General features: G+C 47.2%; 11 protein-coding genes. 10 read left to right on the top strand and 1 reads right to left on the bottom strand.

What is annotated here, in order from left to right; translation table 11 throughout:
* Nucleotides 1-729 precede the first annotated feature (729 nt).
* The 9 genes from ACRRSW_RS03025 (at nt 730) to ACRRSW_RS03065 (ending at nt 10,987) form a co-directional block, all read left to right on the top strand.
* Nucleotides 730-1,017 (top strand): hypothetical protein, encoded by a 288-nt coding sequence (locus ACRRSW_RS03025; protein WP_241907348.1) that lies wholly within the window; start codon nt 730-732, stop codon nt 1,015-1,017.
* A gap of 1,100 nt (nt 1,018-2,117) precedes the next feature.
* Nucleotides 2,118-2,402 carry a hypothetical protein gene (locus tag ACRRSW_RS03030; protein ID WP_432460848.1) on the top strand — a complete coding sequence of 95 codons (285 nt, stop codon included), beginning with the start codon at nt 2,118-2,120 and terminating at the stop codon, nt 2,400-2,402.
* A gap of 591 nt (nt 2,403-2,993) precedes the next feature.
* Nucleotides 2,994-3,533, top strand: a complete 540-nt coding sequence (locus ACRRSW_RS03035) for a hypothetical protein (RefSeq protein WP_432460849.1) — start codon at nt 2,994-2,996, stop codon at nt 3,531-3,533.
* 138 nt (nt 3,534-3,671) lie between these two features.
* Complete coding sequence (locus ACRRSW_RS03040) at nt 3,672-3,920, top strand: hypothetical protein (RefSeq protein WP_432460850.1); 249 nt, start codon at nt 3,672-3,674, stop codon at nt 3,918-3,920.
* A gap of 824 nt (nt 3,921-4,744) precedes the next feature.
* Nucleotides 4,745-5,458, top strand: a complete 714-nt coding sequence (locus ACRRSW_RS03045) for a substrate-binding periplasmic protein (RefSeq protein WP_432460851.1) — start codon at nt 4,745-4,747, stop codon at nt 5,456-5,458.
* A gap of 808 nt (nt 5,459-6,266) precedes the next feature.
* A complete protein-coding gene (locus ACRRSW_RS03050) occupies nt 6,267-7,859 on the top strand; it encodes an ABC transporter substrate-binding protein (protein ID WP_432460852.1) in 1,593 nt (530 codons plus the stop codon).
* Between the two features lie 11 nt (nt 7,860-7,870).
* Nucleotides 7,871-8,824, top strand: a complete 954-nt coding sequence (locus ACRRSW_RS03055; RefSeq protein WP_432454688.1) for an ABC transporter permease — start codon at nt 7,871-7,873, stop codon at nt 8,822-8,824.
* Entirely contained in the window at nt 8,821-9,630 is an 810-nt protein-coding gene (locus tag ACRRSW_RS03060) for an ABC transporter permease (protein ID WP_432460853.1), read from the top strand. The genes ACRRSW_RS03055 and ACRRSW_RS03060 overlap by 4 nt, the downstream gene beginning before the upstream one ends.
* On the top strand, nt 9,605-10,987 hold the full coding sequence (locus ACRRSW_RS03065) for an ABC transporter ATP-binding protein (RefSeq protein ID WP_432460854.1): 1,383 nt from the start codon (nt 9,605-9,607) through the stop codon (nt 10,985-10,987). Before ACRRSW_RS03060 ends, ACRRSW_RS03065 begins: the two co-directional genes overlap by 26 nt.
* Before the next feature lie 420 nt (nt 10,988-11,407).
* On the opposite strand, the gene ACRRSW_RS03070 is transcribed toward ACRRSW_RS03065, so the two are convergent.
* Nucleotides 11,408-12,025: a TetR/AcrR family transcriptional regulator gene (locus ACRRSW_RS03070; protein WP_432454685.1), complete on the bottom strand. Its 618-nt coding sequence runs from the start codon at nt 12,023-12,025 to the stop codon at nt 11,408-11,410.
* Between the two features lie 261 nt (nt 12,026-12,286).
* Between ACRRSW_RS03070 and ACRRSW_RS03075 the strand changes: the two genes are divergently transcribed.
* Nucleotides 12,287-14,089: an ABC transporter ATP-binding protein gene (locus ACRRSW_RS03075; RefSeq protein WP_432460855.1), complete on the top strand. Its 1,803-nt coding sequence runs from the start codon at nt 12,287-12,289 to the stop codon at nt 14,087-14,089.
* The last annotated feature ends 92 nt before the right edge of the window (nt 14,090-14,181 follow it).

The raw sequence follows: 14,181 nt of genomic DNA on the forward strand, positions 1-14,181 counted from the left end.
CTCCTTTGCATTCCAATGATGGCTTCTGTTTTTGCGCCATGACTCCTCAGTCCGGTCGGATACGGAGACAATGAGCTGCACAGGCTCCTCATTGATTTTCAGGTTCAGGCCTTCACCATGTCCCAACCATTACGATGGGCGTTGGGCTACTATGCCGTCTGCTGACTTCTGCTTAATCACCGTTTGAGTTACCCCAAATAGCGCTATCGTTGTTCATCGTATTTGCTCACTTAAGTTGATGAGACTTAAGTGCCAGGCCTGTTTGAGCTAGCGGCCAAGCTAGCGAGTTTAACGATCGCCTGTTAAGCAGATCTCCCCAGATAAGAACATGCACTGTCTCTGCACTGCTGCATCATTTACGGTGGCCGTTAGATCACATGGCTTCGTTGTCTTGTGCCAACTCGCCTCCAGCCTACGCCTCATATGATGTTCTTGTTCATCAGCTCGCAGATTTGCGTCCGGCTTCCTTCAGACATTCCCTCGCGGCAATGCCCTTGCCATTCGCTAGTAGTTAGCGTTTAATAATCAAAATATTATTAAACGGTGACCTTCCTACAGAGGACTTTCACCTCATTAGTTCATGCCCATGCTAGGCGTACACAAAACTAATTAAAACCGACGCAAAACACTCCGCTTTCATTGTGTTTCGCTTCGCGAATTATACACAATGAGAGCTCCGCGTTTTTGCGCGGCTTATTAGAGCGTTAGGCAAATAAGGAAGCAATGGCGATGAAGATGATATCTTATTGGAAGAATATCGAAGAAATTCATGAAGATGATGGTTTGGTCTTGATCGTTGGTTGGTACGATCATAAGCATGAATATGACGGTGGGCAAAAAAGCCTAGGTGTTCATTGGGGAACATATCCTCAATCAAGAGGCATATTAAGTCCTTGTGTAATACCTAAAGAGACAAGCGATGCGATGTTATCAGGCTTATTGCACAAAGCTGTCATGGATAACAACAAAGAGCTAATTCAAAACATCACGAAAGCAATTGAGTTTCTAAATGGTTAAGGTTTTCATATGGTCAGCTAATCAAGAGGGCAGCTAAAATGACATTCCGTACATACACTAAGTTAAAATGCTCATGTGGGAAAATTGGAGAAATTGTTGAAAGTGAAAATGATCAACCTTTCTCAAAGGAATGGTCAAAAACTAGTTTGAGAAACCTAGGTTCTAAAGGCAACTACAATGGAAATCACTTCTTAATTTCGAGCATGAGACCATCATGCCTTATATGCGGTCGCAGCCTAGGCCCAGAACATATCGTGGAATAATTTGCCTAATCGGGTAGCCGGAGGTATCTAACCTCCAGCCCCCACAACACCCTGCATGCGGCTCCGCACAGGGCGTTTCCTGAAAACGGTTAAAATACAACGGCCGATTAGCTCCTTTGCATTCCAATGATGGCTTCTGTTTTTTTGCGCCATGACTCCTCAGTCCGGTCGGATACGGAGACAATGAGCTGCACAGGCTCCTCATTGATTTTCAGGTTCAGGCCTTCACCATGTCCCAACCATTACGATGGGCGTTGGGCTACTATGCCGTCTGCTGACTTCTGCTTAATCACCGTTTGAGTTACCCCAAATAGCGCTATCGTTGTTCATCGTATTTGCTCACTTAAGTTGATGAGATTTAAGTGCCAGGCCTGTTGAACTAGCGGCCAAGCTAGTGAGTTTAACGATCGCCTGTTAAGCAGACCTCCCCAGATAAGAACATGCACTGTCTCTGCACTGCTGCATCATTTACGGTGGCCGTTAGATCACATGGCTTCGTTGTCTTGTGCCAACTCGCCTCCAGCCTACGCCTCATATGATGTTTTTGTTCATCAGCTCGCCCTCTCTTTAGATAAAAAGGCGTCCGGCTTCCTTCAGACATTCCCTCACGGTAACGCCCTTGCCATTCGCTAGTAGTTAGCGTTTAATAATCAAAGTGTTATTAAACGGTGACCTTCCTACAGAGGACTTTCACCTCATTAGTTCATGCCCATGCTGGGCGTACACAAGTCATTTAAAAGGACAAAAAACAGTTGGCCATGCTCGTGCCTCGCTGATTTTGGCCAACAATTTTTTGCCTCTTAATGAGGCGTTAGAACACAGTAGAAAAGGTAATGTATGCAAAATTTGCAAGAATACGACGGCTTTGTTTTTGAAATCCCTGATTCGGAAATAACAGGTTCATGTATCGATTATTTTTTTGACAAAGATGAAATTAATACAGTATCTAAAAACCATCCGTATGTACCTTCTGAGTTTGAAGCTATTGCAAGAGATCCTGGGGATGATTTGATATTACGAAAAAATGATGGTTCTATTTATTATTTGAACCATGAAAATGGAAAAATTATCTTTTTAAAGAATAATTTAGAAGAGTTTATTGGATCGCTTGAAGATGAGTAAATGTTCTAATCGGGTAGCCGGAGGTATCTAACCTCCAGCCCCCACAACACCCTGCATGCGGCTCCGCACAGGGCGTTTCCTGAAAACGGTTAAAATACAACGGCCGATTAGCTCCTTTGCATTCCAATGATGGCTTCTGTTTTTTTTTGCGCCATGACTCCTCAGTCCGGTCGGATACGGAGACAATGAGCTGCACAGGCTCCTCATTGATTTTCAGGTTCAGTCCTTCACCATGTCCCAACCATTACACAATAAAGCGGCATTGGGCTCTTTATCTAAAAACGCCGTCTGCTGATAACCACCATGGAGTGAGTTAAACGATCGCTTGTTAAGCAGATCTCCCCACTCTTTGTTTATAAGAAGTAGAACATGCACTTTCTCTTTTCTCTGCACTGCTGCATCATTTACGGTGGCCGTTAGATCACATGGCTTCGTTGTCTTGTGCCAACTCGCCTCCAGCCTACGCCTCATATGATGTTCTTGTTCATCAGCTCGCAGGTTTGCGTCCGGCTTCCTTCAGACATTCCCTCGCAGTTATGCCCTTGCCATTCGCTAGTAGTTAGCGTTTAATAATCAAAGTGTTATTAAACGGTGACCTTCCTACAAAGGACTTTCACCTCATTAGTTCATGCCCATGCTGGGCGTACACAAGGCAAATCAGCAAGCACTCGTCGCTTCGCTCCTCGCGTGGACAAAGGCCACAACGCGGCGAGCCGCTGGCCTTTGCCCCTGTTTGCAGCGTTATACGAGAAAGTAACGATGAAAAAATTAATCGTATTTGCACTTAGTTTGTTTGCTGGTTTTGGAGTGCATGCCTCCGAGCTTACAAATGAGGCATCAATGAATTTTGATCTAGAGAATGTAGTTCAGTTTTTGACTGACCTTGACGACCAATTTAAGTTTGGCCTAGATGTAAAGGCGCTCGGTAACTTTTCATCAGCTGTTCCCGTCGAAGCGGAAAAATCTATTGTAGTGAATATTGTGGACTCTGGACGAAAGTCAAAAATGGAGTTCCGTGTTTTTATGGATGATATTGATGCTCCAGATCTATATATGTTCTTTGACTCATCGAATTTATCAGAGTCCGTATCTAAGTTTATGATGGGATGGGCTGAAGAAAGGGGTATGTAGTTGGTGTCGTATAACAAGGCTGTAAACCAGACCCATAACGGTTGTCATCGTTTTTGCAAAAGAAAAAACCGCAAAAACAAAGCCAACCTACGCGCAAGTTAACAAGGGCGTTATAAGGCTTAGAAAAGGATTAGGTTTTTGGACGAAATATTTGGTGGGTTCTTCAGAGGCTTGGCTCATGGCATTGGATACTTTGTAGGCGAAGTTCTGTGCAAATATCTGTTTCAATACAGTGGCGCGCTTGTACTAAAAATATTGTCTATTGGGAAATATCCTCAGGTTTTAGATGAAGATCCTTTCGACAGTTTCTCTAGCATTTTAATGACAATACTAGGCGCAATCATTTGGATCGGTGGCCTTGTGTTCCTACTCAGTAACTATGCTTAAATTGGCTGCAAAGCCTTATAACAAGAAAAACCATTGGGACAAGTTAAACAGCGCGGCTTTGCCGCTAACTTGCGCCCTGTTTTAGGCGTTAGCTCAAGCTGTTCCATACTTCCGCTAATCCGAAACGCCTTCGAACAAGTGAATGCTCTAACAAGCTTTTGTCCAAAAGTGTGTTTGGGGGGCGGCAAACATACGAAATGCACTATGCCATACTATGGTTCCATTTTATGTCAAACTATGGTTCAAATTTTGGATTTGCATTAGATGTAACGCAGGTCCTTATGTCACTTTATAGCTCCAGCGACAGGGGCTTTTTTATTGCTGAGGTTTTTAGTGATCTAAATAAATCGGTTGTCGTCATCGGGAGCTGGTGGCACTTTTGGTCGTAGAACACATCTATTAAGCGTTGAGTTTAAAAATGAATGCTGATGCCATTAACTCTAGCTGCGTTAGTTTAGAGCATGCGGTTTATGGAAAAATGGCCGAAAGTTCTCCTGTTTGACGGAGCTTGGGTGGCGAACAGGCATCTTGTTTAGTCATTGTCATTTTTGTTCCGTTTCTGCGACATCAAGGGCTGTTTATATTCTGTTTCTTTTATTTCTTATTTTCACAAGCCATTGGATCCTTTGATTATAATGTGAGTATCAGTATCCCCAACCTTTCTGACCTTAATGGAACATCCGTTGCATTGGTTAAACGCTAAAAAGTAAACAAGGAATTTCTGCTTGGAATGAGCTATTAAGTATATAGGGAAGAGCTGGTGTCTATACCAATTCGTACCAGCACGAACGATAAACAATGCAAATAAAAAAAGAGATATGCGCATGAAATATCACTTGTTGGTCATTGCCGTGGTGAGTGTTCTACTGACAAGCGCTGGAGTTGCACACGCGCAACAAATCGTTATTTCGACCTTCTTGGGTGAAAATGCCACTAAAATCGTTGCCGAGAAAGTGATGATGGAGGCCTACAAGCGAATTGGTATCACAATGGTGTTACGACCACTCCCCGGCGATCGAGCCCTTCGGAGCTCGAATGATGGTAATGTGGATGGAGAGCTGTTCCGCAAGGCAGGGATAGAGCACTTATATCCCAATCTACTCAGGCTCCCAGTTCCCATCTCGGTCACTGATTTTGTGGCGATTACAAAAGACAAGCGATTCCTGGTCGACGGCTGGAAAAGCCTCCTCCCTTACCGAGTGGGTTATTTACGTGGGATCAAGTTGATTGAAGTAAACCTTGTTGAAGGGACAATATCGGAAGCAGTGAAGACATATAGGCAAGCCTTTGGGAAACTTGAGTCTGGAAGGAGTGATGTCGTGGTGACATCACGCGCTACAGGATTGATGACACTGAAAGAATTAGGGCTGACAGGGTTGGTTATTTTGGAGCCAACGTTAGTTTCAATTCAATCGTTTCATTACCTTCACGTCAAGAATAAACACTTGGTCGCTCCCCTCACAGCCGCGTTGCAACAGATGGAAAAAGAGGGAATCATTCGTAACATTCAAGAACAAGCCCAAGCCTTCCAACATTAGCTTATGCGAGGCGTTAACCCTCATAGGAGTCGCATAAAATTATTATTCATTGCACTTAACTTCACAGGAAACAAAAACATTCAAAGCATGGGCTGGCTGGTGCTCACGAGGGGCCAGCGCCTGCGGGGGCTCTGCGTAGGTCACCGAGCATGCAAAATTGATCCACTTGGTATTATCCAAAATATTTGGACTATATAGATTGGTATTCAGTAAATCAGGAACTTCAATGGACGAGTTTTCTAGACAGCTTACTATTTGGGATATGTGGAGCGAAAATAATCGAAGAGTGGTTGCTCCTCTTCTGTAGACACTTCTTTCAAATAGCCATTTAGTGTATCAAATGCTAGCTGTCTTACCTTTGCATACCATTAATTGTATCTGTTAGGTGTGATTTAGTTCAAAATGTTATAGTATAACATTTTTATATTCTTCCATTGTATTTATCGTGTTTAATTTCAGCAAGTTCCAACTCAATAAATTGCTATTACTCGTGATGCTCTTACTCCCTATTGGGCTGAGTAGTCTTTCACTTGTCCATGCAATGGAGGTGGACCATGATGTTCATGAAAATCACCAGTGTGAAATTTATGATGCGATACAGAATGCCTTAAGCTGCACTATCGATTCAGAGCCTTGTTTAGATAGTGGCCAATGTTTCCTTCGGTTTAATACCTTGGAGGCAGTGGTTTGTTATAAAGAGCTTCCACGAACTCGTTCCCCACCACCATCGGCCTAACTTTTTCTCACTCGAGAACACTTAAAAAATATTCATTTATATAGCGTTAAATTAGACACGTTAGGACTTGTTATGACCGAAATATCTTATGTACGACACAAGAAACGTAAACTTGGCCTTTTGTCTGCCATGCTTATTGTCGCAGCAATCATTGCCATCACTACATTTACCAGCTCTGAAAAATCAGCAGAGTTAATGGTAGCCAATAAAACTAATACCTTGTCGATTAGTGGCCCTTGGGAGATCTCTAGCTTAGATCCTTCTAAACAAGGCTACATTTTAACGCGTCTGCAAGTGATTGAAACGCTGCTCAATGTGGACGCTCAAGGCACTCTTACAGCTGGTTTGGCAACACACTGGCAAAGAAGTGATGATGGTTTGAGCTGGCAGTTTGTTCTGCGTAAAGGCGTGAAATTTCACGACGGAAGCGAACTCGACGCGCAAGCCGTGGTGCGCTCTCTTCGTTATGCACAGCAGAAGCACGGCAGTTTGAATAAAGCTCAAGTGACGCATATTAGCGCAGTGAAAAGTAACGAAGTCAAAATTGACTTAGCCAAGCCTTATGCCGCCTTTGCTGCTTTGCTCACCAACTACTCCAATGCCATTTTATCTGAAAAATCTTACAAGCCTGATGGGACGATTGATGCGCTTTATGGCTCAGGTCCCTATCAAATGGAGAGCTTTTCACCACCTCATAAACTGATGGTGAAAAAATTTGCTGGGTATTGGGGGCAGAAGGCACAGATCAGTTTTGTAAGCTACTTAACGGGTCATCGTGCGGAGAGCAGAATTTTGCAAGCAAAATCGGGAGAAGCCGATATTGTGTTCACTTTAGACCCTTCGATGCTTAGTCAACTTGAAGGCAGTGGTGAAGTTAAGGTTCATCATAACCTGATCCCACGAACCATGTTTGTGAAGCTCAATGCAGGCCATCCATTCCTGCGGGATCCGAAGGCTCGCCAAGCGTTGAGCATGGCGCTGGATCGAGCTGCAATTGCTAAAAATGTACTGCATGCAGAAGGTTCAGAGACTGCGCAGCTGATGCCCAGCTCGATGTCACAGTGGTTTATTCAAGGTATTGATAACAATCCATACCATTTAGAGCAAGCACAGGCGATATTGGCAAAATTGGGCTGGCAACGGAATGAGTCAGGCTTATTAGAGCGTGCTGGTCAGCCATTTAAACTAACCATGATGACTTACGCAGATCGCCCAGAGTTAGCCTTGGTTGCCACCGTGATCCAGGCGCAATGGGCCAAATTGGGGGTCGCGCTTAAGGTCGATGTGACCAACTCCAGCATGATCCCCGCAGGCCATACGGATGGCTCCTTAGCAATGGCGCTTATCGCACGTAACTTCGGTTTTAGTGCCGATCCGCTACCGATTATCAGTAGTGACTTTGCCAATGGAGGGGGAGATTGGGGAACCATGAATTGGAGTAACCCAGGTGTAGACCGCGCGATTGCTAAGCTGCTTGAATCAAATGACGCTGAGCAATCATTTGAGCTGAGTCAGAAGGTTGCGCAAGAAATCTATCAAGATGCACCGGTGTTACCCATTTCAAGCTACAGCCAATATACATCGGTTAATACACGAGTGAAGCACTTTAAGTTTGACCCTTTTGAGCGCAATTATTTTATTAATCAGATGTACTTCGAGCAATAGGGAAGCAAGTCATGTTGTGGGATCTAGCTAAGAAGCGCTTATATCAATTGATCTTGGTTGCTTGGGGGGTCGGTACACTGACCTTTATTTTAATGCGCAGTTTACCGGGAGACATGGCCTATCGAATTGCGGCCAGCCGTTACGGGCAAGATAATGTTGATTCAGCGGCCGCAGAACTTGTTCGCCAAGAATTGAATCTGGATCAAGCTTGGTTTGGTCAGTACCTCAGTTGGTTATCAGACCTTATGCAGTTCAACTTAGGCAATTCACTGGTGAGTGGCTTGCCTGTGAGTGAAACGGTACTGCATCAATTGGGTCACTCATTACTGCTTGCTGGTTTTGGCATTGCATTATCAGTGGCGATTGCGCTGCCTTTAGGCACTTTAACCGCCAAGGAAGTATTCGCGAAAAAGCGCGGTGTATTGAATTTATTGGTGGTGTGGTTCTCTACTTTCACTCGTGCGATGCCAGTATTTGTATTGGGCCTGATCCTGCTTCTGTTGTTGGCGATTGAATGGCCCTTATTACCGGTTGCTGGTTTTGGTACTTGGCGACACCTTGTTCTGCCAAGTCTTACCTTGGCGATCAGCTTGGCCGCCGTATCAAATCGAGTGGTTCACCGCAGTGTTGGTCAGGTGCTTGGTTCGGCTTTTTATCAGTTCTCTCGGGTAAAGGGTTTAAGCGAAGGGCAAACCTTTTTCCGCCATGGGGTGAGAAATATGGCGCTGCCAATTGTTGCCTTTATCGGTATTCAGTTAGTGAGTGTGATCGAAGGGATTGTGATGATCGAATCTCTGTTCTCTTGGCCCGGAATTGGGCATGGACTTGCGCATGCAATCTTTGCTCGAGATATACCGCTTATCCAAGGTTGTGCGCTGACAATGGGTGTTCTGTTTGTTGTACTAAACAGCCTGATTGATGTGCTGTGTTATTGGATTGATCCCAGAGGCTTACAAGAAAAATGATGAAGCAATTTAATATCAATCAAAAGATTGGCTTAATGATATTACTGGGCTTGTTTATTTTCTCGATACTGGTGGGGGGCTTATCTCCCTATAGTATTGATGAACAAAACCTCTCCAGTCGTTTACTCTATCCTAATGCTGAGCATTGGTTGGGCACCGATCATTTTGGCAGAGACATGATGACGCGTTTAGCCAGTGCGATTGGTCTGTCATTCACGCTGGGGCTGCTGTGTGTCTTTAGCGCTTCAATTTTGGGGGTAACACTGGGGGTTTGCGCCGCTTGGGCGGGGGGACGTATTGAACAAGGCCTGGATATTTTAGTGAATATCTTGCTGGCTCTACCTGGCTTGGTACTTGTGTTATTGCTGTCCGCGATAGCTCCGGGTTCGTTTTTGGTGATGTACCTTGCCATCTCATTGGTTCAATGGCTTGAGTACTATCGCGTGACACGGGCCATTACTCGAACCTTAATGGATAGCCCACAAAGACAAGTATCGGTCATGATGGGCTTTGGTAAGTGGTATCAGTTTAATCGCCATATCTGGCCTGCAGTTGCACCTTCGGTCTCGACGATGGCGGCCTTTGGGGGAGCTAACGCGATCTTAATGATGGCATCACTTGGTTTTGTGGCTGTTGGGATTCAGCCCCCACTAGCAGAACTGGGGTTGATGAGTGTTGAGTTATTCCCATTCTATATTGAAGCGCCGTGGATATTGGCTCAACCGCTGCTGGTGGTCGCTCTATTGGTGCTAGGTTTTCATTTATTGGCAGGAGCGAGTCGTGAACCTCTTAATTCAGCTGACTGATCTTTCGATTAAAACAAAACAGCTAGAGCTGCTGCAGCCCTTGTCATTTAAGCTATATCAAGACAAACCGGTGACGATTCTGGGTCAAACTGGCTCAGGTAAAAGTTTATTAGCTCAAGCCATTGTTGGTTTACTCCCCAGTGAATTGTCACAGCAAGGTCAGGTTGAGGTCTTCGGCCAAACTCACGACCGCAAGTCGCTGATAAGCTTATGGGGGAGGGAGGTGATTATGCTGCCTCAAGAACCGTGGCGTGCCCTCGATCCTTTAATGCCAGCTTACCAGCAAGTGTCAGAGGTGTACCAGTGCTTACATGATTTAGATGAAGAGTCTGCATTTTATCGCGCGCTAAAAGATTTAGAGCGAGTTGGCCTAAAAAGCAGTGCCTTAAAAAGGCCAGGACAACTCTCTGGTGGTATGGCACAGCGCTTAGCTGTGACCTCTGCAACGGCGGGAGGCGCAAAACTTGTTTTGGCCGATGAGCCGACTAAGGGGCTTGATGTTAGTCGTCGAGATGACATTATTCAAGTCCTGATGAACAGTGCCCAAGGTGGCGGTTTGCTTACCATCACTCATGATATTGAAGTTGCTCGTCAGATTGGCGGGGACATTATTGTGATGAAGGAAGGGGTGGTGGTTGAGCAGGGAAGTGCGCAACAAATCTTAAATCATCCACAGCATGCATACACCCAATTACTGATTGCGGCAGATCCTCGTCATTGGAAAGCGCGTGACTACCCGATGATTGAGAAGAAGCCAGTACTTGAAGCGAAGCGTTTAGCGATCGGTCGCAATGGCCTTGCGCTGTCAAATGGGATCAACTTTACCATTCACTCTGGAGAGGTGGTGGGCGTGGTGGGTGATAGTGGCTGTGGCAAGAGCACCTTAGGTGATACTTTGCTGGGCTTGCTAAAGCCGATTGAAGGTTCGGTCAAGCGCTTGAGTGAAGAGGCTAAACCTTATCAATGGTTGAAGCTGTTTCAAGATCCTCCCGCTGCATTGACTTGCAGTGTCACGCTTGGGGTGTTGTTGGAAGACTTGGTTAAACTTCATCAGATTGAGCGCCAGCGAGTTGCGATTTTAATGAGTAAATTAAACTTAGCGCCAGAGCTTTTAGAGCGCCGCAGCACGGAAGTTTCCGGGGGAGAGCTGCAGCGTTTTGCCATTTTGCGCGCAATGCTGCTCGAGCCGGTATTCTTGTTTGCGGATGAGCCGACGTCTCGTCTTGATCCGATCATTGCCAAGGAGGTGATTGAACTATTGGTTGATTTAGCGAAAGAGCAAGGTTGTGCGCTGTTATTCGTTAGTCATGACCCCTATCTGATTGAAAAGCGCTGCGATACGGTGCTGCGTTTGTAAACGACTGGAAGAGCTGTGCTCAGAGTCGAGGTGATTTAGGCGGGCGCTTCAATCATCTCGACTTCACATCGGCTCTGCTGAATTAGGACTTTTAGTTCACCAGCAGGGAGCATCGAAGAGTCATTCATGTGTGAGTGCTGACTTGCATCGGGCGATAGTTTTGAATTCAAGTCGGTAAGTTCTATCTGTCACTCATTGTCAATTGGGGCACTCTCGGTGCCCCAACTTAAGTACATGCCGCGCCAATTTTTGTCATCCTTTCAAGCTCATCGTGAAACCGCCAGTGACACGACAATACACTAACTAAGCATTGCCGATTTTAATGCTGCAAAACATGTGAATCTTGCTATTGCAGTCTTTAGGGGCGACCAGAGCCTGGCACGTCATGGCCTTTAGGACCAGCGCCGTGGTCGCGCATGTTTAAACTGCGGTCCCGTTCTCCAGCATCACCAGAGCACCGACGATGAGTGCATGCATCCCGCGAATCAGTTCTTGCTCCATTTCGCTTTCTTCTGCATCGCGGTCTGCATTCTCGATAGGTTCTCGATCGGCGACCGAATATACCGTGTCCGACACCGCGATGCAGTGAAATGCCACCGTGGCGAGTAGCCAGCGAGCCTGTTCCTTTGAAAGATCATAGCTGCCTGCGATGTGGTTTTGGTGCTCATCGATCTTTGTGATCATGGGTTGAGTAGCCGCCAACCGACGGAACACATAGGGTGCCAGCCCAGGATATGCCTTGATGAACTTTCGGATTGATGCGGCAAACGCGATCAGATAGTCCTTCAGTTCTTCGGGCTGTTTGTTGTCGGGTTGTGGGATTTGCCAGCGACTGAATATCTCCTCGGCGACCAGCGATTTGAGCGCTTCTAAACTCGGAAGGTGCTTGTACAGCGCCATATGACTCACCCCCAGGGCGGCCGCAACACCGACAAAAGTGATGTTTGGCAGGCCTATTTCAATGCCGACCTCGGCAATTCGTTGGCGTGTGATGGTTGGTGGGCGTCCCCGCGTGGCACGTTGTTGTGGTGATTTCATCTCTGCTCCTCGGTCGTAGCGGCAGCTACGATCTCATTCTAACCCATTTTTTAGCTATTTAGTTTAGTGGTTGCAACTAATTCTATAATTAGTTTATAGTAATGAAACTAATTATCATTCGTATGTAGTTGGTGTGCCGATCAAGATCAGGTTTTTTGTTACAAAACCGCTTGCTGGCTAGAACAAAACGCCTGTTGATGGCGCGTCTTTTTAGCTCGAATTACGGGCTTGTTTTGTTTTTATTTATTGGAGTTTTATTTCTTGAGCACGAATAAGGTAGCTGTAGTCAAGACCAAAGAAGCGAGTCCAATCAGCCAAGTATTGAGCCCCATTCGTGGACAATTGGCCGTGGCCGCGATACTCGCTGGCGTGGGCAGCATGCTGACGTTGGTGCCGCTGGCTGGTATCGCGAATATCGCTAAGATCGTCCTTGGCGATGAGAGTCTCGTGGCAGCTGGACAAGCGCAGGACGACATTTGGTGGACGCTTAGTATTAGCGTGCTCTGTATGTTTGTCGGTATGGCGCTGCTGTTTGCTGCTGAGCTCTGCGCCCATCTAGCCGACAATCGCATTACCTATCACTTGCGTCTTGCCACCGTAGATCGCTTGACACGGGTGCCGCTGGGCTGGTTTACAGGCCGAGCGTCGGGCGAGGTTAAGCAGGCGATGCAAGACGACATCGCTACGCTACATAGCTTGAGCGCACACTTTTTCACTGCTGTCGGGCGTGCCGTTGGCGCCATTTTAATTTCGCTTATCTATCTGTTGGCACTGGATTGGCGGATGGCCATCGCCGCACTGTTGCCGTTTCCGGGCTTCTTCTTATTCTTGCATTTCGCCATGAAAACCGGTGGTGCCAACATGCAGCAGTTCGTCGCTCGACTGGCACGGATCAATGCCGCGACGGTCGAGTTTGTGAATGGTATTCCTGTGGTGAAAGCATTCGGCGCAGCTGGTAAGGCGCACGCAGGTTATCGAGAGGCTGTGGATGCCTTCGCCGATGCCTTCGTTCGTTTCACCCGTCCGCTGGTCGCAGCGATGGCTCATGCTCATGCGATGATCGCCCCAGTAACGGTGTTGGGCATTGTGCTGGCCTTTGGTGCGGTGTTTGTGAGCCTTGGCTGGCTTGAACCGGTAGAGGTGCTGCCGTTTGCCTTAGTGGCACCGGGGATCTGCGCGCCGCTGTTGCTATTACACACCTTGCTGCACGATCTTGGCAGTGCCACGGGGGCTGCGCAGCGGGTGCTGGCATTGCTAGAAACGCCGGTGCTGGAAACGCTGGAACCGGACCAGCAGCAGCTCCCGACCAGTCATCAAGTTTGCTTCGAGAAAGTCAGCTATTGCTATGGGGAGAACTCTCAGGCCTTGACGAATCTCAGTTTTAAGCTGGAGCCGGGCACTGTCACGGCGATTGTTGGCCCCTCGGGCGCGGGTAAATCGACTCTGGCGCGTTTACTGCTCCGCTTTTTTGACCCGAGCGAGGGACGGATCACCCTCGGCGGTGTGGATTTACGGCACATCGAGACTTCGCAACTCTATCGCCGCATTGGCTTTGTGTTACAGGAGGTGAACCTGATCCATGCCAGCGTGCGCGATAACATTGCGCTGGGGCGGCCAGCGGCCAGTCAACAGGAAGTTGAACACGCGGCGCGGGCCGCCAACATCCATAAGCGTATTCTCGCTTTGCCGCGTGGCTACGACTCGGTCGTGGGTGAGGATGCTCAGCTTTCCGGGGGGGAGCGCCAACGGCTCAGCATTGCCCGCGCCGTGCTACTCGATCCACCGCTGTTGGTGCTCGACGAAGCAACGGCGGCGGCTGATGCCAGTAACGAAGTGGCGATCCAAAGTGCGCTGTCACGCTTCGCGCAGGGCCGTAGCTTACTGGTCATCGCACACCGGCTCGACACCGTGATGCACGCCGATCGGATTTTGGTACTCGAAGACGGCGCGATTACCGAACAAGGCACCCATCAGCAGCTACTCGCGCAGGATGGATGCTATGCGCGGTTATGGGCTAAAGGCGATTACCAAGGGTCAGCAGTATCGGAGGCGCAGCCATGTTAAAAACATTGATTGAGTTGTTGGGCGAGGATGCTCTGGTATTGCGGCGCTACATTTGGATGGCGGTTATTTATGGCGTGCTCTGCGGGTTGACC

The sequence above is a fragment of the Agarivorans sp. QJM3NY_25 genome (genome assembly GCF_050870875.2).
Taxonomy (GTDB): Bacteria; Pseudomonadota; Gammaproteobacteria; order Enterobacterales; family Celerinatantimonadaceae; genus Agarivorans.

Bases quoted from the DNA above. Each gene is read 5' to 3' on its own strand.
- ACRRSW_RS03070 (WP_432454685.1), bottom strand. From the start codon at position 12,025: ATGAAATCACCACAACAACGTGCCACGCGGGGACGCCCACCAACCATC.
- ACRRSW_RS03050 (WP_432460852.1), top strand. From the start codon at position 6,267: ATGACCGAAATATCTTATGTACGACACAAGAAACGTAAACTTGGCCTT.
- ACRRSW_RS03025 (WP_241907348.1), top strand. From the start codon at position 730: ATGAAGATGATATCTTATTGGAAGAATATCGAAGAAATTCATGAAGAT.
- ACRRSW_RS03060 (WP_432460853.1), top strand. From the start codon at position 8,821: ATGATGAAGCAATTTAATATCAATCAAAAGATTGGCTTAATGATATTA.
- ACRRSW_RS03030 (WP_432460848.1), top strand. From the start codon at position 2,118: ATGCAAAATTTGCAAGAATACGACGGCTTTGTTTTTGAAATCCCTGAT.
- ACRRSW_RS03055 (WP_432454688.1), top strand. From the start codon at position 7,871: ATGTTGTGGGATCTAGCTAAGAAGCGCTTATATCAATTGATCTTGGTT.
- ACRRSW_RS03045 (WP_432460851.1), top strand. From the start codon at position 4,745: ATGAAATATCACTTGTTGGTCATTGCCGTGGTGAGTGTTCTACTGACA.